Genomic DNA, 22,908 nt, shown 5'->3' with positions numbered 1-22,908 from the left:
GTTTCTCTTTTTCATTTAAGCAGGTTCTCTTTAAAGTGAAACGACCTCGCAGACCACCAGACGTGAATCCTGTACCGTAAAGCGGATTTCAAAGCCAGCGAATTCGAAGCCATACCTGCGTTCCGGGTCGTTTTGATACGAAGGTCTTGGATCGTTCGCCAGAACTCCCAGCAACCCGTCCCGCCGTTCTTTCGGAATAAGACAAAGCAGCGGTTCCGGAAAATCCACCTCTAGCGCATAGTCTGTAAGCGGCGCGGCGAATCCCCCGCTTGCCTCTGGATGGCCGTCAACATGGGGCAGATACGGCTTGATGTCATAGATCGGCGTGTTGTCCATCAGATCGGCGCCTGACACGTGCAGAACCGGTCCCAGTTCAGTATCCAGCTCAATGTCATCCAACTTAAGCGAAGAAAGCCCTATCGGATTAGGACGGAAAGGTGAGCGTGTGGCAAAAACACCTACGCGCGTATTACCGCCTAGGCGCGGCGGCCGTACCGTCGGAGACCAGTCGTCACGCACCGTTTCAGAAAACTCCCAGATAAGCCAGATATGAGAAAATCCATCCAGGCCGCGCAGTGCGTCAGGATTGCGATATTCCGGTTCGAACACGATGACTGCTTTCAGCGCATCGACAAGACCGCTTTGCCTCGGAATGCCAAATTTAGTTGGAAAGTCGGTGTGAATGCGTGCAATGACCTTCATAGTTTTCCCCATTTTTCTACTCCCAATTCAGTGCTTCGTAATTTCTCTAGTCCCACTATATTATAAAGCTTACGTCCTGTCTTTAATACAGAATTATGACATTGCAACGAAAAGCTTGCGAAATATACATGTTCTATCCTTGCAGGATTTTACTGCGCCGCATTGAAATTTCTTCACTAAGAATCTTATGTTTTTTAATAAATCAGCGCTATTCACTACTCATTCCGGTATTGAAATGGAGGGGTTTTGCATGTCCCATACGCCATTGCTGCTTATTGTCGACGATGAGGAGAATATCCTTCACGCCATAAAAAGACTGCTCTCAAGCCAGCCCTATCTTCTAAAATGCACGACAAATCATCAGGAAGCGCTTGATTTTTTACGTCATGAGACTGTCGATGTGCTGATATCCGATCAGCGCATGCCCCATATGAGCGGCATGGAACTGCTTGGACAGGCAAAATTGATTTCTCCTTCTACGGTCCGCATTCTATTGACGGCTTATTCCGATTTTGAAGTGATGGTCTCTGCCATTAATGAAGGCCTTCTCTTTCACTACATCAGCAAACCTTGGAATGATGAAAGCTTTAAAGAATCCATTCAAAAAGCGCTTCTCTGGAAACAGGAACAGGACGAGAAAGAATACATCCTGCAGCAGCGATTAAGTGAAGTGTCCAACTGGTCGCAAACGATTTCTCATTTGCAGGAGCAAGTTACCGATGTTCAGCAGCGTATGCTGCAAGCGACTTTAAAAATCGTCGAGTTAAAAGATCCTGCCCTCTACCACCACTGTATCCGCACTTCACTGCTCGCAGCCTTGTTGGCCGGCCACCTTCCCAACTACTCGGAACAAGATATCGCGCACCTGAAAATTGCCAGCCTCTTTCACGACATTGGAAAGATCACCATTAAAGATGAAGTGTTTTATAGCAGCAACCGATTTACGGAAGCCGACTACAACGAAATGAAACGTCACCCCAAAGTCGGCTATGACATCTTGAAAACGCTCGCTATGCATAAAAACGTACAGGCAATCGTCTATCAACACCACGAGCGCCTCGACGGTACCGGTTATCCGCGCGGTCTAAGAAGTGAGGATATCGTTTTAGGCGCCAAGATTCTAACCGTCGCTGACGTTTATGACGCATTAACCTCGGATCGCCCCTACCACAAAGGCATGAGTCCTAAAGAAGCAAGTTTTCTTATTTCAACCGAGCTGCACAGTCACTACGACGCAACCGTCGTTGATGCCTTGTCGAAAATAGTAGCTGACGGCTACGACTCTTCTCTACCCAAGCTATATAACTGATTTTCACACAACAACAAAGCAGCTCCCGTAATGGCCAGCTGCTTTTTCCATGTCACAATTGGCCTCGCTAGCCGCGCAATGATACGCGCATGCTGCAGGCAAAAAAAAGCGCACCTCCGATGCAGAAAATTCCGCCGCTTAACAGCGTATTCGTAACACCGATATGATCTGCCAGACTGCCGCCCAGCAACGCACCGAAAGGCGCCATTCCCATGAAAGACATCGTGTAAAAACTCATAATCCGGCCGCGTTTGCTTTCCTCAACAATAAATTGCAACAACGTATTGCTCGCTGCCATTTCCACAGTCATACCAAAACCGGTGATAACAAGAGCAAGAAGCGAAAAAACAAACAGCTTCGTAAATGAAAACAAGATCAACCCAATACCGAATAAGACTGCCGCACCAAAAATCAAGCGTTCCAATGGCATTGCATCTTCTTTTCTGGCTGCCAAAAATATCGTCCCGCCAATCGCCCCCAGTCCGCTAGCCCCCATCAGCAACCCCAACGTATGCGCACCGCCTTGCAGCACTTCACCTGCAAATGCCGGCATCAATACGACATAAGGCATCCCCACCAGACTAACGAGCGCCAGCAACAGCAATACGTCGCGTATCCTTCGATCATAAAACGCATAGTAGCAGCCTTCACACAATTCGCGCCAGACTTTCTGGTGAGCAACGCTTGTTTCTTTTGCTGCAACCTTCATCGCCGTCAACGCGGCTATGACTGCAATATAGCTCAGTGCATTCAATAAAAAGCAAACCCCTTCCCCTACCCAGCTGATCAGAAAACCAGCAACAGAAGGACCGATCAATCGTGCACTATTGACCAGCGAAGAGTTCAAAGCGATCGCGTTTCCCAAATCCTCTTTATGTTCCACCATTTCCACAACAAAAGATTGGCGGATCGGCGTGTCGAATGCATTTATGACGCCGAGCGTCGCTCCAAGCAAAGCCACCTGCCACACCTGAACCGTGTCGCTCAATACCAACAGCGCAAGAATGAAAGCCTGCAGCATTGCTAAAATCTGTGTAATAATCAGCGCTAGACGGCGATTCAAGCGGTCAGCATAAACACCGGCAATCGGAGCCAGAAAAAAAGTCGGAATCTGATTGGTAAAACTGATGACGCCGAGCAACAACACCGAATTTGTTAGTCGATAGACCAGCCAACTCATCGCAATTCGCTGCATCCACGTTCCCAATAGCGATATACCCTGTCCACAAAAAAACAGCGCATAATTTCGGTTCTTCAAAGCACGGAAGACATCCTTACCCGTCTCCGACCAGGTTATTTTACGCACCCTATCCATCCTCCTTCCGTACAAAACAGCCTCTTTCCCGCTTATTTCGCCCCAGTCCGTCAAAAATTCCTGCTTCACGAAAGGCTTGCTTAAACGCCAACTGCACGAAACTCCGCCCTCTCTCAACGCGAAAGAAGAATTTGACGGCTCTATTCACCTATTTGAGATACCCTCTTCTTATTTTATTGACCAATGCTACTCATCGTAAGAACAGCGTTTCTTTCAAGTAGCCGCTCTATCTCTTCTAATATATATTGCGTCTGCAAATAAAAATGATATAATTGGGTTCTACAATAGCGCTTTATTTTCCGATTGTTTTTGTCTTCTCTTTGCGCTCCATGCTACTGGCATTCTTTTTTTTGCATAAAAACGATTTACACCGACCGATGACTTGAAGGAGGATACACTATGAAAATCCCCAAAAAAGATGCGCTGCTCTGGTTTGAATTCTTTGCCCAACTACCTGAGGATGAGGAAATCATGACTAGACAGCAAGAACTTATCTATGCAACGTTTGCGCAAATTGAGGCTGCGATCGATCATAGAAACGAGCAGCTTCTCTCAGAAATCAAAGGTTTGAAAACCTTGGAGAACCGCACTTTTTTCGTCGGCAGCGAAGAAAACTTCCCCAAAGGCTGCCGTTCCTGCCTCTTGGGAGCAGGTCTCAGCGCCATCAGAAAAACCAACAAATGCAACCTCGAATGCAAGTTTTGCTACAACTACGGCGAACTCGACGACATCCCCCCCGTCGGCGAAGGCATGTGGGGCATCGGCGGCACAAAATTCTATGAAAAAGACATTGACCTGCTGCTTTCCATCCACCAAAAACCGACCGGCATTTCCTACGTTTATCTGGAGCCGTTCATGGAAATCGAAAAATACTATCCAGTCATAAAGAAATTCAGCGCAGCCGGAATCCACCAACATATGTACACCAACGGCACGCTAGCCACGGAAGAAACCTTGAAGGCCTTGGGCGAAGCAGGTCTTAACGAACTTCGCTTCAACCTCGGCGCATCGAACTGCGCCGACCGCGTCATCGAAAACATCCGCCTCGCGAAAAAATACATTCCAAACGTCGGCATCGAAACGCCGATGACGCCGGAGTTCTTTGAAACGTTCTTCAAGAAAAAAGAATCAATCCTCGAAACAAAATTCGATTTCATCAATTGCGCGGAACTGCATTTGAACGAGAACAACATCGGCAACTATTACGGCGAAAACATGTACATTTCCCGCCACGGCTATATCTCCCCGATTTGGAGCCGTGAATTGACGCTGAAATTCATGAAAATCGCAGACGACGAAAACTGGAATCTCGTCGTACACGACTGCTCCAACAATACTAAATTCGCCCGCGATTTGAATCTGAGCGCCAAAGAAGGCAAATGGTTCGGCGCCAGCAACTACGCCGGGGAATTTTCCAGCATTCCTTATGAAATCTTCCTGCCACTCCTGCGCGACGACAGCTTTCAATTCGTAAGCGAAGAGGAATTGCCTGCCGGTTATAAAACCGGCGAACTGGTTTTTTAAGAAAAGATAAAAAGATGAGGCGAACGGCTGTAGTAACCGTTCGCCTCATCTTTTTATTTCGCGCTTCGCCTCAGTCTCTGACGATGACCGAAACGCCATCCGGCACGACCGTGAATGTCGCCTGTTCGCCAACGATGCCCTGAGCCATTCGCACCGCTTCCGTCAGCGTGGCGGCGACTTTCATATTCATATTTTCCACCAGCGCCGGATCGCATTGATCCGTCACCACGATCACCTGTGCCTTGAGCTGGATGCGTGCAAGGATCTGAGCCTCCCACTGATCCGCAATCGTGCGGTCGGATTCGATCCGCATGATCTTTTCCATCACTTTCTCCGGTCTGCCGGATGCTTCCGTAAACCAATTGTAAAACGCTTCGCCGCCGTGGCCATCGTTGCACGCCGCGCAAATGATAATCACGCCGCCTTGCCGAACCGTCGCCTCTGCCGCCGACATCCCTTTCACTGCCTGATAGAGATTTTGGTCCAGCGGATATCCGCCGTTCGACGTAATGACAATGTCAGCCGGTACCGCCTGGACAGACGCCAGCTCGCCGACAAAGGCGCAGCCTTCGGCATGCGCGGCCACAGGATCGCCCGCGAACGCCCGGATGATCTTCTTCTCCGCATCGATTGCGACATTCACGATAAAAGCCAGCTTCGCCTGTTGGGCGGCATACAGCATGTCGACATGCAGCGGGTTGCCTTCTAAAATACCGGCGCGCGCCTTGTCGCTGGCAATGAATTTGGCGCAATGGTTGGCCAGTACCGTCACTTCGCTGACAATTCCAGGCAGAACGCTTTTTCGTCCACCGGAGAAACCGGCGAAGAAATGCGGTTCGATAAAGCCTTCGGACACCAACAAGTCCGCTTCCATCGCCAGTTTGTTGATCACGATCTGACCGCCCGACGGCAAGACGCCGATATTAACCATGTTCTTCAGATCGAGACAGTCATGCATCACTATTTGTTCCGTATTGACGATCTCTTCGCCGAATTTCTCAATGAGTTCCGCTTTGCTCGTCGCACGATGAAAACCGGTGGCGATCAGAAACGTGATCTCTGCATCTGGATTACCGGCGCGGATTTCACGCAGCATCAGCGGCGCGATAATCTTGCTCGGCACAGGCCGCGTATGATCGCTGGCGATGATAACTATTTTACGCTTGCCTTTAGCCAACTCCCGCAACCTAAGCGAAGCGATCGGCTCTTCCAACGCCTGCTGAACCAGTTCCTCTTCCCCGGCGGACGGCCGGTACGCATGCGCCTTCGACTGCAAGACCGCCAGCAATTGCCCATCCGGAATATTCGCTTCCATAAAACCTTTGGCATAAGGGATTTTTATTGTCGCCATCATTTCACCCTCCTGTCGTCCAAATGGTATTACGCAATACAACAACGTCTCCATACTCCTCACTACTGATATTCCGCCGCCAAGCAACCAAATCCTGCCAAAATCGATTCATTATTTTGCAACGCATGGTAAAGGAAATAAAATGCGCTAAGAATCCCAAGCATTATCCTGCTATCGTGCTAAAATAAAGTAAAAGAACACACACTTCCCGAATGGAGATGAAAATACACCATGCATCCTCAAATGATCATTACGTTAAACACGCTATTATTTTTTATTGGTTGGACAACGATTCTCTTTTTGGGTGCAGACTATCCCCCGCCAATTGGTTTTCTCTGGTTAGTACTGCTGATCACAATCTTAGACCTTATACAATATCGCTACTTGCAGCTCTTTTTGCCTCAAATACGTAAAAAAAAGAAAAATCTCTTTGCAAAAAATCTGCTTTTCTTCACAACCGGCGCCATGGCCGTGTCTCTGTTCTGCCTTGCCAGCCGCTATACCATCACCTTAGCGATGGGCTTGGCCAATATTGTCATTTGGATCGCCGTCCTTACAGCAGTCGGCGCTATCTATGGCATTTTCTTTTGGTTTTTCAATCTTCTGTTAGTGAACTATTTAAAATGACAGCCTTCCCTTTTTTGATCTCTCCTTTTTCGCTGCAAAAAACTTTTCTAATTCCATTTTACAAAACCGTTTCGTTATTCAACGGCAGCAATATTCTACTTTCCGTTTTGCTTACTACTCCGTGATTGCTATTCCTCCAACTTTAAAAAGCTCTCCTGCAAAAGATAAAAGGACCCCTTTCAAGAGTAATATTGTACTCACTGAAAAGGGTCTTTGCCATTGTTTAAAATCTATGATGCTTGAGAATTAAAATATAACTTAAAAGTAGTTCCCGCCTTACTTGTATCAACCACAATTTTAGCATTATGCCGTTGCGCGATTTGATAACAAATTGGAATCCCCAGCCCCGTACCGGAATCTTTAGTTGTAGTAAAAGGTGTGCCCAATCGCTCAAGGACTTGAGGAGGAATACCATCGCCTTGGTCACTGATAGCTAGAACCGTTTTGTTGTCTTCCTGGTAGGTACGAATCAGTAAATTCCCGCCAGATGACATGGCTTCAATGCCGTTACGCACTATATTTAGTAGTAATTGTCGCATTTCATTCTTATCCAGAAATAAATCTGGAATAGTAGCAAGATCAAGGGACACCGTTGTTTTTGCGTTAATAGAATTGACTTGGATTAGCGGAAATAGAGTCTTAACAATATGATTTAGTGAACATGGTTCTAATCTAGCTGCTTTTTCCTGAGACAAAGAAAGATACTCCTGAATAATAGCATTCGCTCTATCAATTTCTTCAATCATTAAGCTGAACTTTTGTTTGTCTTCTTGGTATTTATCTTTTTTCTCTAATACTTGTAAATAACCGCGCACTGTAGTCATTGGGTTTCTAATTTCATGCGCAACCGTTACGGCCATACTTCCGACAACATTTAAGGTCAGTTGTTCCAGCCTTTTCCGTTCTGTAATATCACGAATAATACCTTCCAATGCTATTAGCTCTCCTTTTGCGTCATAAATGGGAAGGCATTTTTGTTCAACCCAGACAGTAATTTCATCCTTTGTCAGTAAGCGTAACGTTAACGGCGTCTCTACTGAGAGAAGCATGTTTTTAATAAAATTCGCAAGAAGAGAAACATCGTCAGGATGGATTAATTGAAAGACAATCGATTTGTCCAAATAATAGGCTTCTGGTGGATATCCTGTAATGGTAAGCACAGAGGGACTGATATATTTAAGTTTTTGCACGGGGAATAGCTGGTAGTGATAGATGACATCCACCGCATTTTCGGCTAGTAACCTAAATTCATTCTGCTTAATTACTAGCTCTGCTCTATTCTTTTCAAAGTATACAACTAAAGTACCGACACCAATAATAAATCGTAAAAGTCCGCCCAGAGTATAAGTTATTTGAATAAACAAAGGATCATCAATTACAAAAGGCATCGCTAAACTAACAAGCCCCCAGATAATAAATGCATACCCCGTAATTAAGTGACCGATTCCCTGTAATTCAACACAGCGTAAAAAATTCATACCAATCCATATACAAATAAAGTCAGCAAATACAAATGGGAGCAGTAATTTATATAATAAAGAAACCTGCAGTAAATTTACCCCAATGCTCACAATAAATATACTTAAAGCAACGTAAATCCAACTATGATCAAGCTTTTTACTCAGAAAAAGATGCGTACCCCAAGCATAAAGTAGTCCACTCATCAATAGCTGGATTTGATAAATTGTCAGATAAAACAAATTTTGCTGCCAAGCGATGAGTCCTGAATCAAACAAAGCAAACCTTGAGAGAAGCACAAGCCAGCTAATGGCCCAAATTCCCAGATAGCGCTTACGGTATAATGCATAAAGGTAAAAGTAAATTAAAATAATTGAGACTGTACCAAGTAATGAGCTAAGTACTGATGCATGAATGTTATCCATAATTACTCCCGACAAATCAATTACAAAGTTTTACATATAGGATTTCCACGAAAAACATTTAAATCCTTTTTTGCTACAATTAACCTATTTATTATTCGCTGTCTCTAGTTTCTTATAGGACCAATGTGGAAGAAAAGCTCATTCGCTTCACGTATCGATTCATCCGTAAAACTTTTAAAAGCGCAAGGATTTTCAAGGCCAATCCAGAAGAGGATAACTATTGGAAATCGCTTCCCAGATGCCGCTCTATCAAAGCAAGGCAATTTTAAAAAGGAGTTGAATGAGTTGAAAAAGCTCGGAGAAATACTCGCTTCGCATCAGCCATTTAGTGAGATCGTGATCGGCAATGCCGCTATTGCCCGCGCGATGCTCGAAGCAGGAGTCCGGGTCGTCACTTCGTATCCCGGCTCGCCGACGCCCGAAATCGCGGAGGCGCTGAACGCGCTGCCCAAAGAAAGCCAACCGCCGTACTTTGAGTTCTCCGTGAACGAGAAAGTCGCGACCGAAGTCGCGGTGGGCGCTTCCGTCAACGGCCATCTCTCCTGTACCTTTTTTAAAAGCGTCGGCCTGAACGTTGCCGCCGACACCTTTGTCCAGCTCGGTCTTATGGAATTGATCGGCGGAATGGTCATCCTCCTCGGCGACGATCCCGGCGCCAATTCATCGCAGAATGAACAGGACAACCGCCACTATGCACGTCTGGCTTACATTCCGGTTTTCGAACCGGCGAACGCACAGGAAGCCTATGAGATGTTCAAGGAAGCCGCCGCCCTTTCGCAAAAGCGGCGGATGCCGGTCATCGTTCGCCTGACGACCCACGTCTGCCATGCCAAAGCCAAGGTTCGCTTCCAAGGCTGGCAGCCCCGCCCCCTCGACAACACGCCGCGCTTTGACGTGAAAAACGGCCCCTACATCCCCATCAGCGCCAGCGTCTTTCCGCTGAAACGCCGCGCCTTGGAAAAGCTAAGCGATGTCGCCGCCTACGCCGACGCCTCTTCGTTCAACGCCATGACGGATTTTCAAAACGGACGGCGCGGCGTCATCACAATGGGAGCGCCGTTCCTCTCCCTGATGGACGCGCTTGAGGACGTCACAGCCAAGCCGGACATCTTGAAGCTCGGCATCATTCATCCGTTAGCGAAAGAAAAAACCCTCGCCTTCCTGCGCCAGCACGAAGAAGTTAAAATCCTCGAAGAACTCGACGACGTGCTGGAGCGCGAGATCAAAGCCTTGGCCTTCGAACACGGTCTTCCGGTGCGCATCATCGGGAAGAAGGATATCGACGACTGGCTGGGAGAATACACGCCGGACAAAGTCGCTCAGGTCCTCTATAAGACATGGCCGGATCTGTTGGCGAAAGACGAGGCAAAAGGCGCGCCTGTCGCATCGCGCGCACCAAGACCGCCGCAGCTCTGCCCCGGCTGCGGACACCGCTCCGCTTTCTACGCCGTCAAACAGGCGCTGAAAGAAAGCGACATCACCGTTGCCGATATCGGCTGCCATACGCTCGGCTTTCTGCCGCCGCATCAGATGGGGCAAATCCTCTTATGCATGGGCCACTCCAGCGCTACCGCCTCCGGCCTCTCGCTCTTCAACCAGGAACGCCGCGTGGTGGCCTTCTTAGGCGATTCCACGTTCTTTCACGCAGGCATCCCCGGCATCATCAACGCCGTATTCAACCGCCACAACCTGCTGCTGATCATCATGGAAAACGGTACCACCGCGATGACCGGCCATCAGGATCACCCGGGCGTAGGCAAAAACGCGAACGGCGCGACCGATGCCATTCCGCTTCGCCGCGTGTTGGACGCGCTTGGCGTCACAAACATCCGCGAAGTCGATGCCTACCAGCAGAGCAAGCTCCGCAGTCTGGTGGAAGAAGCCTTGCTGGAAAGCGGCTTCAAAGTGATCATCGCCAAACATCCCTGCATGTTGAAGCTGACGAAAGAAATGCGCAGGCGCGGCCAGTTCAGAGGACGCCGCGTAACCATCGCCCCGACTTGCGACCAGCAACACGCCTGCATCGCCGCCTTCGCCTGTCCGACCTTCCAGCGCACGGCGGACCGCCAGGTCAGCGCTCATCAAGATCTGTGCATCGGCGACGGTTCCTGCCTGCAAACCTGCCCGACGCATGCCATCCTTGCCCCTTCCGATTCTGCCGCCAAAGGAGGCGCTTCTCATGACTGAGCATAAATTTGACATTTACATCACCGGCGTCGGCGGACAAGGCATCGGCCTCTTCAGCGAAGCTTTGATCCGGGCCGCCGACCATGCAGGTCTTGTCGTCGGCGGCGTCGACACGCACGGCCTGGCGCAGCGCGGCGGCGCAGTCGTCTCGCATGTGCGCATTGGCCCCGCCTATTCGCCGCTGATCCGCCGCGGCTGCGCCGATCTGGCTATCTCGCTGGAAAGCTACGAGGCGCTTCGCGCCTTGCAGGAATATCTGGCGGATGCAAAAACCCTTCTCTATTACGACGTCCGTTGGCAGCCGCTCAGCGTTCGTCTCGGAAAGGAATCACCCCTGACCGATGACTTCATCCGCCAGGAATGTCTGCGCCGAAACATCCGTGAAATTCGCGTCGCACCAGAATCCCTAACGGACAGCCGGATGCAGAACACCGTGCTGCTCGGCTATCTGGCAAAAGAAGCGCTGATTCCCGGCGTCAAGTTACAACACTATGAAGCGGCGCTGAACGACCTGATGCAAGGCAGCATGCTCGAACAAAACCTCGCGTTGCTGCAAAAGATCGCCTCCGCCTGATTCTTCAAATCAAATTTGATCGTGATACCGTTTACGATGCCTTAGCCTCAAATAATCCGCAAGACGAAAGCGACGAATAACGCATTACGACAAAAAGGAAGGGAACGGCTGCAAACCCGTTCCCTTCCTTTTTTCATTTGCCGCTTCTCACAAGCGCAAGAGCCTATTTGTTTGTACTCATCAGCGTTGTAAGACTGCCGATCACACCGGTTACATCGGTAGGGATAATGATTTTGTTGGCAGAACCTTGCGAGGCTTGAACCAACGCCTCCATACCCTTGATTTTTATGATCTGGTCGTTCGGTGCGGCATCGTTCAACAGCTTGTACGCATTGGCCTGCGCCGTCGCGACTTGTTCAATTGCAGACGCTTCCCCTTCGGCTCTGCGAATCTGCGACTCCTTGGATGCTTCCGCTGCGAGGATCTGCTCCTGCTTTTGCGCTTCGGCATTCAATATCCTTGCGGATTTTTCGCCTTCCGCCGTAAGAATCGCCGCCTGCTTCTTTCCTTCCGCTTCCAGAATCGCCGAACGCCGCTCCCGTTCCGCCTTCATTTGTTTCTCCATCGCTTGCTTGATATCTTCCGGCGGAACCACGCTTTTCAATTCAACGCGCGTCACCTTAACTCCCCACGGTTCGGTGGCATCGTCCAGCGCTAGGCGCATTTCCGAATTCACCGTGTCACGCGATGTCAGCACGCCGTCCAGTTCCAGCTTGCCGATAATATTGCGCAACGAGGTCGCGGTCAGATTTTCGATCGCGCTCATGGGATTGGCGACCCCGTAACAGTACATTTTAGGATCCGTTACCTGAAAATATACGACCGTATCGATTTGAATCGTGATGTTGTCCTTCGTAATAACCGGCTGCGGTTCAAAGTTCGCAACCTGCTCCTTTAGCGAAACCGTCTTTACCGCACGATCAATGATCGGAATCTTAAAATTCAGCCCCCGCTGCCAGATTGTCAAATACGATCCCAAACGTTCGATAACTACCGCATCCGTCTGACTGACCACGCGAACGTTTAAAACCAAGGTTACCAGGACGATAAAACCAATAATCAGCATTGCAAACATTGTCATTCCCCCTATAAAATCTCGTTACCTACGACGGCTCTTCGCCGGAAACGGCTTCAACGATCAGCGTATTGCCCACCACTTCCCGCACGACGACCCAAGTCCCCTCCGCCAACGCGGACGGTGGAACGGTCGCCGCAGACCAATCCGTACCGTGAATCCGTACCGTTCCCTTTTGCGTGACCGTGATTTCCTGCGTCAGAACATACTGCTTGCCTACGAAGGCATCGGCATTCGTTTCGAGCTCTTTATGCTTTTTTGTCTTCGACTTCACTAGCGGCATCACAAGCCACAACAACAGCAGCGTTATGGCAAGAAAAACGGCCAACTGCCACCAAATGCTCACGCCAAAGCTGCTCAGAATCAAACTGACTAAAGCTCCCGGAACGCACCAGATCAATACCAAATGCGGCAAAACCAATTCAACCCCGATACATAAAACGATCAGCAGTATCCATAGCTGCTGCATCTGCGTCAATTGAAAAAAAGAATCCACGCCCCACACTCCCCTTTCCGGCTAAGCGCCACGCTTAGCGCCATAATTTTACAACTCCTTAATCGTACCACTCGCCAGTCCAAATAGCCAGCAAACCCCTGCCAATTTTACAAATTTAACCTTCCGCCGAACCGCGCTCGCATATAGGTATTATAGTACTTCATCCTCATTTGTCACTATTATGTAACTTAAAATGATAATTTAACCGCTCTTATTTCCCAGAAACGCCCCCCATCATGCCAGGACGTACGCTTTTGAAAAAATGCAACGGCGATAATCGGAAGGTCTGCGGTGAGGAATAACGCTTCACGATGAAAATGAGGGGAACGGCTTTGAACCCGTTCCCCTCATTTTTCTTATTTGCTGCCGTTAATTTTCATAAGAGCAAAGCAGAAAGAATCGTCTCCTCACTTCCTCCCATCAGCAAAAAAGAGCGTTCACTCTGCCCCGTCCTTATTTTCGCGCTTCGCCTCGCCGACTCTGACCATATTTCTTCCGGCTGCTTTTGCCTCATACAGCGCATCATCGGCCCGCTTAATCAAACTCTCCATATTGTTTCGCTCGGTTGACAGCGCCGCTCCGATGCTGATCGTTGCTTTCACGCTCCGCCCTTCCCATATAATCTCTATCTCATTCACTTTCGTCCTGATTCGCTCCGCAGCCTGCAGCAAATTTTCCTGATTGCACTTTCGAATAATGACGGCCATTTCGTCTCCTGCATAACGGAATGCCAAGTCATCCGCACGAAGGTTTTTCTTTATTTCATCAGCCAAGCGGATCAAAAACGAGTCTCCCGCTTGATGCCCGTAACAGTCATTCATTGTCTTGAAGTTGTCAACATCGATGAACAAAAAGCCGATTCCGTCGCCATTTTTCTCCCCCAGCTGCTGCAGCGCCTCATCAAGCGCCCGCCGGTTAGACAATCCGGTTAACGGATCGGTTACAGCCTGTCTTTGCACTTCCATGCTCAAACGACGGGCGACAAGCCAAAAAAAGCACAGCGACTGGCAAGAATAATAGCTCAAAAGCCCCATGATGATCCAAGCCTGAATCGAAGCCGGATGAAGCAGACTTGCATATTCGTTTTGCAGTAGCGCTGCGCCGGAACGAAGCAGCATCAAAAAAATGTGCAAGGCCTGCAAATAAATGAACATCTTTTCCGGCGCATTCTTCGCCCCTTCTTTTTTCTGCAGCGTGATCATGCTGAGCAGAGACATCGCGCTCGCAGCCGCACTATAGATCACAATTCGCAAATTGACCGACGGTTCAAAATACGCCGCATAAATAACTCCGGCCAGCAAAAGGCAGATATTTACCAGGGACATCCCGCGATAAAGTCCTTTTTGCCCGACATACACGGCAAAGCCTTCCTGAATCGCAACCTGACCGCCGACAAGAAAAAGATTTCCTACGATCAGCGAAAGAAAAACGGAGATTTCGCCGCGCAGAGCAATTAAGAGCATGCCGACGCTGAAGAGAATCTGCCCCATACTCCAGAAGCCAAAAACAGCCCGCTCAAGCTTAGCATTTTTCCAGGTAAAACCCGAAATCATTCCGTTTCCCAGCAACATCACCGCAAGCGCCGTCAACATCGTTTGAATATCAAGATTCATGTCATGCTCCCCCCATGCGTCCGCGTTGCAAGAGGCTCCCATTCGTAGCGCTCTACAAAAAACCGCTGATTAATGGCGTGCAACGACAATTAATCAGCGGTTCCCTACCATTATTATATTACAAAATCTTCCTGTTTACTCCACTAACTATACAACTGCAAAATTTATTTTCCGGCAAAGACGATAGCATCGGCAGAACTCACGATGGCCTGTACAAATCCACCGGCACAATATTCTCGCCTGAAGGAACACTTGGTGGTCAAACACTTGGGGTCTACATTAGTAAAAGAGATGAAGACTCCAAGCTCTCCATTACGAGGAAAATGAGGTAAACGGATTTACCCGCTCACCTCATTTTTATTATTCGCTACCGTTAGTTTTCATAAGGCCGGAGCGGAAGATCCGTCCCCTCACTTCTTCTTTTTTCAAAGCGCTTTTAAGCAATCGCTGTTTTTTAAGCGCTGATTTCTTACGATCTGCCAATCGGCTTAAAATACTTACCCAGTCTTGTCTTTTCGGTTTGGCGCTGTATAATTGTATCGTACGTTAGACGGAAAGGAATGACCTGCCATGTATAACCATCAACCAACTGACTCTGTAAGGCGGTATCACATGCTTTTCGCTAAGCAACGCCCGAAATGGACAACTAAAAATCATTTGCAATTTTGCTTTTGCTTAGGCATTGGTTTCCTGTATTATTGGTGTCTCACGTTTGTTGAAAATATCATCTGGGCGGATGCGCTGCAAGGCGGCGAGATCTATCTGAACTTTTCTTTACTCTGGTTTTTTCTGCCGACTATTGCATTATTCGGCTGCCTTGCCTTGCTGTGGGTATTCATTCGCCGGCCAAACCAGGCTGCTCTGTCGACCATCGCTCTTCTCATCCTCCTGGCCGCCTCGCTTGCGTTCACGCCGCACCTCATCACTTTTGCCAATGCGGACGGCATTCGCTACGAACGTTTTTTCAGCGGCCATATCGCCGACAGTCAGGCTTGGACGGAATTCACGCCGCCCTTCAAGCTGCTGATCGAAATCTCAAACGGCAGTCGCTCGCTGCAGTTTTCCGCAAAACTTACCTCCAGCAACCTTGATGACGACGGATTCTTTCTATTTTGTGATATGAAAGATAACCGCAACCTTGCTGCAATGCAAAACTTGCTGCAGGCGCTGCAGCAAAAAAACATCCCGATTCATGCAACCGTCAATGATCGAACCGCCGGTACTCCCGAGCGCAGCAAACGCATCAACAGCCTGCTGCAATTTTGCGAGCCATCGCCGACCGCCAAATGAATGCCTTAATCAAGACGAGCTATCCCAACCCAGCTATGAAAATGCTAGGTTGGGATAGCTCGTTTATTTTTCGCCTTAAAACCCCATCCACGTCCGTACCCGCCCGGCGGCTTCGCCTTTGGGCGAAGGGGAAGAACCGCCCCCGCGCATCCTATTAACAGCAAGCTATTGACTCACTTCCTCACGCCATTCTTCCTCAGTGCGACTGAGCATTCGACTGAATGCAAAACCGTCACGCAAGCCTTGGAGATAGATTACGTCAAAGACGATCCCTTCGGCATTCGCTTGCTCCGTCGCAATCTGATCCCAAATCTCCCAAGCGTCCTTGCCCCGCTCGCCCACCAACTGCAATCCAAGCCGATCCACTTCCCGTACATGCCGCATATATTCCGCCCGCCGCTCAAATCGATCCAAGCATTTCTCTGTCCGATCTATCGCAAACCCCTGAAATGCTTTCCAGAATTCACCTTTGAGTTTCATTTGCTGCACCTCTTTTCAAAATATCTCCTGTCGATATTTTATATCTTTTATGGTTTTGTTTCAATATCTTTTAACGTTATTTTATTGCTTTTATTGTTTTATTTTATCTTCCAATGTTATTATTTAACCATTAACCCTTTGCATTTGGAGGTCTTTTAATGATTAATATCCGTGTTTCTGAACTGATGGGCAAAAAGAAACTAACTCAGAAAGCTTTATCTGATCTCACCGGAATTCGCCCCAATACAATCTCCGCTTTATGGTACGGCACTGCCAAGAGGCTAGAAATCGAGCACATCAATCAACTCTGCGCCGCTCTCGACTGCTCCCCATCCGATCTATTGGAATATATTCCTGATCAAAATAAAAATGAGGTAGACGAATTTTAGTTCGTCTACCTCATTTTTCATTAGACTTCAACATGTAGCATTGACATAATAATAGAACGACGGAACCGTCCCCTCGCTTCGTTCTGACCCCCAGCGTTCCCCGAAGGAACTCTTGGTGCTCAAACCCTTGGGGTCTACATTAGTAAAAGAGATGAAGACCCCAAACGCTCCATTACGAGGAAAATGAGGTAAACGGATTTAAACCCGCTTACCTCATTTTTTTATTATTTGCTATTGCTAATTTTCATAAGAACGAAGCAAAAAACTGTCCCCTCGCTTCTTTTCATTATACGTCTAATTTTCCATTAAATGCCCTTACTCCAATATATATAATCTTTTTCGATTTATCATCAACTACAAATCTCAATATCGCTGCTATCGATTCATCTTGATAATAATATTCATATCCATACCCCCCTGGAATGTCCGGTATAGTATCCAACTTAAAGTTATATTTACCATATACTTTCATAATCTGACTTTCGTCACCACCAACGGCAATACCTCTAGCTGTTTTATATTTATCACTAAGTAAATATACACTGGAAACTTTATTGGATGCCCTAGAAATCATAATTTGTAAGTCATTTCCCGAAAAATATATTGTTCCATACAATCCCTCTTCTTTTTTCAAATCCATATTACTATTCTTACGCATATCAATAATTGAAGTTAGAAGCTCTATGTCACCCAACACAATATCTTCTTTATTTAATTTATTTGAAACAGGAACTGCTGCATCTAACGGTACTTGGTTTTTATTGTTTTTATCTTCACCCTCTATTTGTTTTGAAATTTCGGTAATATTATCGTTATAGTATACGGGCGATTCCATTAATTTTTCATCTGAAAAACGAAAATAAGCCATAAACGTTAAAAATATTATAATAAGCATTACAAAGTATTTCCAACTCATTTTCCAAACGTCGCTAGGCGTATTTTTATCTCTAGCTATTTTTACAATCGCACCTAATATTAGTCCAGCAAAGGCACCTAAAGTTACAATCATAATTGAGATTTCCATAATAATAAATCTCCTTATTAAAATGTAAATTCCACCGCAAATACGTTATAGACATTAATTCTCTATACTGCAGTTTGAAATTCTTTTTCCTTCGAATGTTCTTCTTTATTTATTACGCTAGGTAAAATCATCGTTTCTGCAAATGCAAATATTGGGAAAAGAGCAAACCAGACTTGGCTAAACGAAAAAAAATCGTTTTTACGGCAAATAATCGAAATTGTAAATTCATCCTTCATTTGAAAATGATAAAATCCTATTATACAAGGTATAACCATTCCAAAAAAAATAAAACTTACTAATAAGCCGACTCTTGAAAACCAATACATTCTTCCTCGCTGATAATTTTGGCTAAGACCAACATAGTAAACAAAAGATCCAAAACTTAAAACAAAAAGCGCGGTTTCTGATAATGGATCTTTTATTGCTGCAAATGTTGCGAAAAAAGTATATACGACTCTTAACCACATAATTAGCCCTCGCTTTCTTTTAAAACGACTTTCTATATTATGTTATCTTCGATAGAAATTAAAAATTTCCTCCTAATTTCCTAAAGTACCCACCTATTCAATCATTCTCCTTTTATTCCTTTCTTAGATTATTATAGCTAATTTATCGGACTTGGCTTTCTCTCCAAAATTCACCAATACACTGGACCCGTTTTGCCGTTTCATTTTTATCTTTTCTTTAAACAAAACAAAAAACTTGTCCCTTTATTTCATTTATTTTAGGCAAACTCAACTCGATCATCCATTCGCCTCAGGTTTTATTATTGTTCATCTCAATTTTTTATAAAACCGAAGCAAACAGTCCCGGCCCCTTGTTTCCAACTTTTCACCATTTTTCTTCAAACTTCATCTCATCTCCATTAAATTTATTTAGATCCACTAAGGTATTAATTCCTAAAACTTTCCCAGAATTACTAAACTGCCACAGAGCCCATTTTTTCCCGTCTTTCAACTCTGGGTTTTTAGAAGTATCTCTTATCCATACAGGGTATTCTTCAAAATCACCCATAATATATTTTTCGTATGACTCATAGGTCACATAGAGGATCGGTTTTTGTTTATAAAACTTCTCTAACTCTTGTATATAACTCTTTAATTCTTTTTTTAATTTTTCTTTAGCTGGTATTTGAGTAGAATTCCCTTCAAACTCAATATCTACAGCTGGTGGAAGATTCCCCACTTCATTTGAAACCGTTTTTATAAAATTTTCAGCTTGATCAATTCCATCACTGCCAAATGTAAAATAATGATATGCACCTACGCTAATTCCAGCAGCCCTTGCGCCCTTCCAATTTTTAATAAAATTATCATCTTTTAAAGTTTTTCCTTCTGTCGCTTTTATATAAGCAAAATGAATATTATCAGCCCTTACTTTTTCCCATTCAATTCTGTTTTGATAAGCTGAAACATCAATACCTCTAATCTCTATTTTTTTCTTTATTGCAGAATCACTCTCCATATTTTCATACAACTGATACTTGTTCATTTCTATACCATAAGTCTTTATCAGCAAACTATTTGCAACAAAAAATACTACAGCGAATATAATGCTCCAAATCACTACTTTAAATAAATCAATCACATTTTTCCTCTACTTTTATTATTAAAACTCTCGCAAACTCAATTTATAAATTGAAAGAAAGATTAGCAACATGGAGTTTGACCAACTTTTTTCCCGATAGATCTGTTTGAAATTCTGGTAATGCATTTATTGATAATTTATCAATATTTAAAGCTAGACTATAATTTTTCAACTCTTGCGAACCTATAATAGAAAATCGAATTGGATTAGAAAGTCGATCTTCTTCATATATTCTTAACTCACCTGTACTTGTCTCAACGTCAAGCGCATGAATTTTAACATAATATTTTTTTACAGAATCATCTAAACGAGTCTCCGATTTAAAAAGCAATTTATCCGTTACAGACGTTTCCATTTTTAAACCATTTTCACAGGTAGATAAAGCAATTTTAGTTACACTTTTATTACTCGTATGATTTACTAATCGCTCATGACTACGACTAGACTGAAGAGCTGCAAAATAAGTTGACACTTCTGTCATAATTTCCTCTTTAGTTATCGAATTATTTATGACAACATTCTCGATAGATCCATTATTAACCATACCAACATTATTATAATTTATAATACTTGGTTGCACAGATCCGCCATTTTTCACTATTTCACGTAATTTTTTTCCTAACTCAAATGCCTTTATTGTTGTTTCAATTACTTTATATGCCGTAGGCCCATACTCCGTAATCAATGGTATCATCGCTGGTGTCAAAGAAAGTAATGCTGTAATTTCAAGCGATCCGGGTGCAAATTTATTTGCAATTAATTTAAATTCTTGTCTATCTTTTTGGGTAACTCTTTGTGATCCACTTAATACAGCATACGATCTATCTAACATATGTTGTATATCCATTATAGTCTGCGATAAGGAAAATAAATCTATCTGGAAACTTTCTTTTTTATGCATAAATGCAGGACCATCTAAATGTATACACAAAGGAATTTGTTCTTCATCTCTATTCACACTAAATGCTCCTTTCAATTCTATCTATAATTAAAACTATTTTATCATTCAAATTAAGTCAACTTATCTAAATTCAATCTGCTTTAAGAAGTGCATACAGGAAGCGTAGGGACGGTTCTATTCGCTTCCTCTACTCCTTAAAAATTACCTTTTCTCTAAACTCGATCCCCCTTCTTTTTAGGAAGATGAAAGAATTTTTCCTCTCACTTCTATTTACCTAACAACCACAAGTCGGACTATACCGGCCATCACAACAGACCGCCCTCCCCCCCTCGCAGCCGCAAACGCCGCCATGATGGCTGCAGCAGCCTCGCTGCTGCGGGATTATATCCATATCTTTCATCCCTGCGATGGAGTTTTCATCAACAATCACGGGCATTATCTGTTCTTCCGTTCCGGCGATCGTTTGCGATTGGGTTGGCAATGATTTGAGCGCCGCTTTATCCTCTAGAGGTGAGCCAAATGCGACTGAAGGAATGAGCAGGAAGCAGAATACGAATAGACCAAATAACTTTTTCATAAAGTTCCTCCATTATTGTAGTGGAATCATTTCTATACCGACGCTTTTGAGTGAATCCCAGCCTCCCCTTAGAACGAAAACAAGCTCAAATCCATTCTTTGTAAGGATTTGAGCTGCGCGGACGCTGTAATTGTCATCGACGCAAGAGCAAAAGATGACATACGGTTTGCTTTTGTCAGCCGAGCCAACGAATTGATTGAGAGCATCGCCACTGTGCGGATCAATCCAAACTTCACCCTCTATGCCTTGTTGGCTATTGGCGCGACTATTCTTTGATCTCACATCCAGCAACGTGACATTACTCCGTGCGACCAAATAGTCAGCAATGGACAAAAAAGAAGCCTCCACCGGCTGTGCATGGCTCGTTTGGGGTGTGAAAACGGCGGCAAAAATTGCAACGATTGCGATCAAAAATGCTTTTCTCATCTGCTGCTCCTTTGAGTTAAAATAGGTAACTACTGTTCCTCATAAAACAAGTCTCGACATACGGAATTGCTTCTTCTTTCTCCCCCAATTCAGTCTTTTGAAGTTCAAAGATTCACTACCTTTTAAAATATATTCCGTCATCCCCAAAAAAATTCCTGCCAACAACGTCTAATTTATTACATAATTATTACAAATTTTCATTATCTAATCAATTTTCCTATACTCGTCAATAACTCCGCCCATATTTACGCTGTCTGTCCTACGCCTCACATGCCCATCTCCAATCCTCGTCCTCCCATTCCTCGTTCTCCCTTATCCCCGCCGTCGCGATTTTTTCAGAACATTTTAGGCGCGAGGACGAGCAGACTGGAAGCGATAGTCAAGATGGATGGAACGTGTGACAGGACGTCACACGCTGGCGGCGCGTCGACGTAACAGGACGTTTCTAGTGTCAAAACGCGCCATGGATGGCATAGCGTTTGACCATGGACGACGCTTGCCGCCAGGAATTCCATTCACCGCAGCCTGCCGCGCCCATGTCTGCCCGCAGCTCCGTTCAGCTCTGAAAAACCGCGACGCGAAAGGAGATCAGCAAAACAGAATACCACACCACTATCAAATTTGACTTGCTAAAGACATCTCACAAAAACAATTTCAAACCCTGACTAAAAACGTCACTCAGCAAAATAATGAATAAAAAAAATCCCCGCAAGCACTATGATGATGCTTAAAGGGATTCTTTTTCTTCATACATTTGCATTTTTCGGATCGCCGCAACCACATTACGTACATTTGCCTCTTCTGCAATCCCGCTCCGTTTATGCGTCTGCCGAACTAGGCTAAACAGCTTCGCTCCATCCAGTTTATCGCCCACGTACGCCGCTTGTATCTCTTTCATCCAACCGTAGCGCGGAAACAAATGAAAATGAAAGTGCGCCGTTTCTTCAGCAAAATTTGCGATGTAGACTTTCTCCACTCCAGCAATCCGCTTTAATCGAAAAATCATCTCCTGCAAAGCCGCCCCCACTGCCGCCGATTCCTCCAACGTCAATTCCTCATACCCGCCAACATGCCGCTTCGGTGAAAGAATCAAATACCCCGGCACCGCAACGTCGATGCAGTGATGCACAAAAACAAACTCGTTCTCATAAACCACGCCAAACGGAATCTCTTTTTCGCCCCGCAACAACTGACACGTAAGACACATACTTTTCACCAGCCTATGACGCTATTCAATATAGCTTACTTCGCGTCCGCGTCACTAGAACCTTCTGTAAAACGTTACGTTTCTCGAATTTCGTACCCGTTCTCCCTTATCCCCGCCGTCGCGGTTTTTTCAGAACATTTTAGGCGCGAGGACGAGCAGACAGGAAGCGGCAGGCAAGGAGGATGGAACGTGTGACAGGACGTCACACGCTGGCGGAGCGTCATGGACGACGCTTCCCGCCAGGAATTCCGTTCACCGCAGCCTGCCGCGCCCATGTCTGCCCGCAGCGCCGGTCAGCTCTGAAAAAACCGCGACGGCGAAAGGGGCTCAGCAAAACAAATACCACACCATTATCAAATTAAATTTGCCAA

Annotated in this window: 24 protein-coding genes; 9 read left to right on the top strand and 15 right to left on the bottom strand. The window is 45.7% G+C overall.

Annotation, left to right across the window (positions count from 1 at the left end; translation table 11 throughout):
* Nucleotides 1-30: 30 nt before the first annotated feature.
* A complete protein-coding gene (gene tsaA, locus QTL79_RS09555; protein ID WP_346354742.1) occupies nucleotides 31-714 on the bottom strand; it encodes a tRNA (N6-threonylcarbamoyladenosine(37)-N6)-methyltransferase TrmO in 684 nt (227 codons plus the stop codon).
* 238 nt (nucleotides 715-952) lie between these two features.
* On the opposite strand from tsaA, the gene QTL79_RS09550 reads away from it, so the two are divergent.
* A complete protein-coding gene (locus QTL79_RS09550) occupies nucleotides 953-2,011 on the top strand; it encodes an HD domain-containing phosphohydrolase (protein WP_346354741.1) in 1,059 nt (352 codons plus the stop codon).
* Between the two features lie 67 nt (nucleotides 2,012-2,078).
* Here QTL79_RS09550 and QTL79_RS09545 read toward each other — a convergent pair whose 3' ends face one another.
* Complete coding sequence (locus tag QTL79_RS09545) at nucleotides 2,079-3,317, bottom strand: MFS transporter (protein ID WP_346354740.1); 1,239 nt, start codon at nucleotides 3,315-3,317, stop codon at nucleotides 2,079-2,081.
* Nucleotides 3,318-3,725: 408 nt separating this feature from the next.
* Between QTL79_RS09545 and QTL79_RS09540 the strand changes: the two genes are divergently transcribed.
* Entirely contained in the window at nucleotides 3,726-4,850 is a 1,125-nt protein-coding gene (locus QTL79_RS09540) for a radical SAM protein (protein WP_346354739.1), read from the top strand.
* Between the two features lie 70 nt (nucleotides 4,851-4,920).
* Here QTL79_RS09540 and larA read toward each other — a convergent pair whose 3' ends face one another.
* Nucleotides 4,921-6,204, bottom strand: a complete 1,284-nt coding sequence (larA, locus tag QTL79_RS09535; protein WP_346354738.1) for a nickel-dependent lactate racemase — start codon at nucleotides 6,202-6,204, stop codon at nucleotides 4,921-4,923.
* 228 nt (nucleotides 6,205-6,432) lie between these two features.
* On the opposite strand from larA, the gene QTL79_RS09530 reads away from it, so the two are divergent.
* Nucleotides 6,433-6,828: a hypothetical protein gene (locus tag QTL79_RS09530; protein WP_346354737.1), complete on the top strand. Its 396-nt coding sequence runs from the start codon at nucleotides 6,433-6,435 to the stop codon at nucleotides 6,826-6,828.
* Between the two features lie 230 nt (nucleotides 6,829-7,058).
* On the opposite strand, the gene QTL79_RS09525 is transcribed toward QTL79_RS09530, so the two are convergent.
* On the bottom strand, nucleotides 7,059-8,711 hold the full coding sequence (locus QTL79_RS09525) for an ATP-binding protein (protein ID WP_346354736.1): 1,653 nt from the start codon (nucleotides 8,709-8,711) through the stop codon (nucleotides 7,059-7,061).
* Nucleotides 8,712-8,996: 285 nt separating this feature from the next.
* Between QTL79_RS09525 and QTL79_RS09520 the strand changes: the two genes are divergently transcribed.
* Nucleotides 8,997-10,898: a thiamine pyrophosphate-dependent enzyme gene (locus QTL79_RS09520; protein WP_346354735.1), complete on the top strand. Its 1,902-nt coding sequence runs from the start codon at nucleotides 8,997-8,999 to the stop codon at nucleotides 10,896-10,898.
* Nucleotides 10,891-11,472, top strand: coding sequence for a 2-oxoacid:acceptor oxidoreductase family protein (locus QTL79_RS09515; protein ID WP_346354734.1), 582 nt, complete (start codon nucleotides 10,891-10,893; stop codon nucleotides 11,470-11,472). The genes QTL79_RS09520 and QTL79_RS09515 overlap by 8 nt, the downstream gene beginning before the upstream one ends.
* Before the next feature lie 163 nt (nucleotides 11,473-11,635).
* Here QTL79_RS09515 and QTL79_RS09510 read toward each other — a convergent pair whose 3' ends face one another.
* The 3 genes from QTL79_RS09510 to QTL79_RS09500 form a co-directional block, all read right to left on the bottom strand.
* Nucleotides 11,636-12,547, bottom strand: coding sequence for an SPFH domain-containing protein (locus tag QTL79_RS09510; protein WP_346354733.1), 912 nt, complete (start codon nucleotides 12,545-12,547; stop codon nucleotides 11,636-11,638).
* 28 nt (nucleotides 12,548-12,575) lie between these two features.
* Nucleotides 12,576-13,043, bottom strand: coding sequence for an NfeD family protein (locus tag QTL79_RS09505; protein WP_346354732.1), 468 nt, complete (start codon nucleotides 13,041-13,043; stop codon nucleotides 12,576-12,578).
* A gap of 437 nt (nucleotides 13,044-13,480) precedes the next feature.
* Nucleotides 13,481-14,656: a GGDEF domain-containing protein gene (locus tag QTL79_RS09500; RefSeq protein WP_346354731.1), complete on the bottom strand. Its 1,176-nt coding sequence runs from the start codon at nucleotides 14,654-14,656 to the stop codon at nucleotides 13,481-13,483.
* A 570-nt stretch (nucleotides 14,657-15,226) separates the two neighbouring features.
* Here QTL79_RS09500 and QTL79_RS09495 point away from each other — a divergent pair.
* Nucleotides 15,227-15,946: a hypothetical protein gene (locus QTL79_RS09495; protein WP_346354730.1), complete on the top strand. Its 720-nt coding sequence runs from the start codon at nucleotides 15,227-15,229 to the stop codon at nucleotides 15,944-15,946.
* A 165-nt stretch (nucleotides 15,947-16,111) separates the two neighbouring features.
* Here the strand turns inward: QTL79_RS09495 and QTL79_RS09490 are convergent, their stop codons facing one another.
* The gene (locus QTL79_RS09490; RefSeq protein WP_346354729.1) at nucleotides 16,112-16,426 is read right to left on the bottom strand and encodes a hypothetical protein; all 315 of its coding nucleotides are present in this window, start codon (nucleotides 16,424-16,426) and stop codon (nucleotides 16,112-16,114) included.
* Nucleotides 16,427-16,584: 158 nt separating this feature from the next.
* On the opposite strand from QTL79_RS09490, the gene QTL79_RS09485 reads away from it, so the two are divergent.
* A complete protein-coding gene (locus QTL79_RS09485) occupies nucleotides 16,585-16,815 on the top strand; it encodes a helix-turn-helix domain-containing protein (RefSeq protein WP_346354728.1) in 231 nt (76 codons plus the stop codon).
* A 286-nt stretch (nucleotides 16,816-17,101) separates the two neighbouring features.
* Here QTL79_RS09485 and QTL79_RS09480 read toward each other — a convergent pair whose 3' ends face one another.
* The 6 genes from QTL79_RS09480 to QTL79_RS09455 form a co-directional block, all read right to left on the bottom strand.
* Nucleotides 17,102-17,839: a hypothetical protein gene (locus QTL79_RS09480; protein ID WP_346354727.1), complete on the bottom strand. Its 738-nt coding sequence runs from the start codon at nucleotides 17,837-17,839 to the stop codon at nucleotides 17,102-17,104.
* 62 nt (nucleotides 17,840-17,901) lie between these two features.
* Entirely contained in the window at nucleotides 17,902-18,306 is a 405-nt protein-coding gene (locus tag QTL79_RS09475) for a hypothetical protein (protein WP_346354726.1), read from the bottom strand.
* A gap of 364 nt (nucleotides 18,307-18,670) precedes the next feature.
* Nucleotides 18,671-19,426, bottom strand: a complete 756-nt coding sequence (locus QTL79_RS09470; RefSeq protein ID WP_346354725.1) for a GH25 family lysozyme — start codon at nucleotides 19,424-19,426, stop codon at nucleotides 18,671-18,673.
* A gap of 43 nt (nucleotides 19,427-19,469) precedes the next feature.
* A complete protein-coding gene (locus QTL79_RS09465) occupies nucleotides 19,470-20,384 on the bottom strand; it encodes a hypothetical protein (protein ID WP_346354724.1) in 915 nt (304 codons plus the stop codon).
* Nucleotides 20,385-20,601: 217 nt separating this feature from the next.
* On the bottom strand, nucleotides 20,602-20,904 hold the full coding sequence (locus tag QTL79_RS09460) for a hypothetical protein (protein WP_346354723.1): 303 nt from the start codon (nucleotides 20,902-20,904) through the stop codon (nucleotides 20,602-20,604).
* 12 nt (nucleotides 20,905-20,916) lie between these two features.
* A complete protein-coding gene (locus QTL79_RS09455; RefSeq protein ID WP_346354722.1) occupies nucleotides 20,917-21,330 on the bottom strand; it encodes a rhodanese-like domain-containing protein in 414 nt (137 codons plus the stop codon).
* A gap of 448 nt (nucleotides 21,331-21,778) precedes the next feature.
* On the opposite strand from QTL79_RS09455, the gene QTL79_RS09450 reads away from it, so the two are divergent.
* Nucleotides 21,779-21,955, top strand: coding sequence for a hypothetical protein (locus QTL79_RS09450; protein ID WP_346354721.1), 177 nt, complete (start codon nucleotides 21,779-21,781; stop codon nucleotides 21,953-21,955).
* A gap of 102 nt (nucleotides 21,956-22,057) precedes the next feature.
* Here QTL79_RS09450 and QTL79_RS09445 read toward each other — a convergent pair whose 3' ends face one another.
* Nucleotides 22,058-22,537: an HIT family protein gene (locus QTL79_RS09445; RefSeq protein ID WP_346354720.1), complete on the bottom strand. Its 480-nt coding sequence runs from the start codon at nucleotides 22,535-22,537 to the stop codon at nucleotides 22,058-22,060.
* A 191-nt stretch (nucleotides 22,538-22,728) separates the two neighbouring features.
* Here QTL79_RS09445 and QTL79_RS09440 point away from each other — a divergent pair, with 191 nt between their 5' ends.
* On the top strand, nucleotides 22,729-22,899 hold the full coding sequence (locus QTL79_RS09440; RefSeq protein WP_346354719.1) for a hypothetical protein: 171 nt from the start codon (nucleotides 22,729-22,731) through the stop codon (nucleotides 22,897-22,899).
* Nucleotides 22,900-22,908 lie beyond the last annotated feature (9 nt).

The sequence above is a fragment of the Azotosporobacter soli genome (genome assembly GCF_030542965.1).
GTDB lineage: Bacteria > Bacillota > Negativicutes > SG130 > SG130 > Azotosporobacter > Azotosporobacter soli.
The sequence above is the reverse complement of the archived record's forward strand: the minus strand, read 5'-3'. Positions and strand labels throughout refer to the sequence as shown.

Excerpts from the sequence above, each read along its gene's own strand:
- tsaA (WP_346354742.1), bottom strand. The coding sequence starts at position 714 with ATGGGGAAAACTATGAAGGTCATTGCACGCATTCACACCGACTTTCCA.
- QTL79_RS09550 (WP_346354741.1), top strand. The coding sequence starts at position 953 with ATGTCCCATACGCCATTGCTGCTTATTGTCGACGATGAGGAGAATATC.
- QTL79_RS09540 (WP_346354739.1), top strand. The coding sequence starts at position 3,726 with ATGAAAATCCCCAAAAAAGATGCGCTGCTCTGGTTTGAATTCTTTGCC.
- larA (WP_346354738.1), bottom strand. The coding sequence starts at position 6,204 with ATGATGGCGACAATAAAAATCCCTTATGCCAAAGGTTTTATGGAAGCG.
- QTL79_RS09530 (WP_346354737.1), top strand. The coding sequence starts at position 6,433 with ATGCATCCTCAAATGATCATTACGTTAAACACGCTATTATTTTTTATT.
- QTL79_RS09525 (WP_346354736.1), bottom strand. The coding sequence starts at position 8,711 with ATGGATAACATTCATGCATCAGTACTTAGCTCATTACTTGGTACAGTC.
- QTL79_RS09515 (WP_346354734.1), top strand. The coding sequence starts at position 10,891 with ATGACTGAGCATAAATTTGACATTTACATCACCGGCGTCGGCGGACAA.
- QTL79_RS09510 (WP_346354733.1), bottom strand. The coding sequence starts at position 12,547 with ATGTTTGCAATGCTGATTATTGGTTTTATCGTCCTGGTAACCTTGGTT.
- QTL79_RS09500 (WP_346354731.1), bottom strand. The coding sequence starts at position 14,656 with ATGAATCTTGATATTCAAACGATGTTGACGGCGCTTGCGGTGATGTTG.
- QTL79_RS09495 (WP_346354730.1), top strand. The coding sequence starts at position 15,227 with ATGTATAACCATCAACCAACTGACTCTGTAAGGCGGTATCACATGCTT.
- QTL79_RS09490 (WP_346354729.1), bottom strand. The coding sequence starts at position 16,426 with ATGAAACTCAAAGGTGAATTCTGGAAAGCATTTCAGGGGTTTGCGATA.
- QTL79_RS09485 (WP_346354728.1), top strand. The coding sequence starts at position 16,585 with ATGATTAATATCCGTGTTTCTGAACTGATGGGCAAAAAGAAACTAACT.
- QTL79_RS09480 (WP_346354727.1), bottom strand. The coding sequence starts at position 17,839 with ATGGAAATCTCAATTATGATTGTAACTTTAGGTGCCTTTGCTGGACTA.
- QTL79_RS09475 (WP_346354726.1), bottom strand. The coding sequence starts at position 18,306 with ATGTGGTTAAGAGTCGTATATACTTTTTTCGCAACATTTGCAGCAATA.
- QTL79_RS09460 (WP_346354723.1), bottom strand. The coding sequence starts at position 20,904 with ATGAAAAAGTTATTTGGTCTATTCGTATTCTGCTTCCTGCTCATTCCT.
- QTL79_RS09455 (WP_346354722.1), bottom strand. The coding sequence starts at position 21,330 with ATGAGAAAAGCATTTTTGATCGCAATCGTTGCAATTTTTGCCGCCGTT.
- QTL79_RS09445 (WP_346354720.1), bottom strand. The coding sequence starts at position 22,537 with ATGTGTCTTACGTGTCAGTTGTTGCGGGGCGAAAAAGAGATTCCGTTT.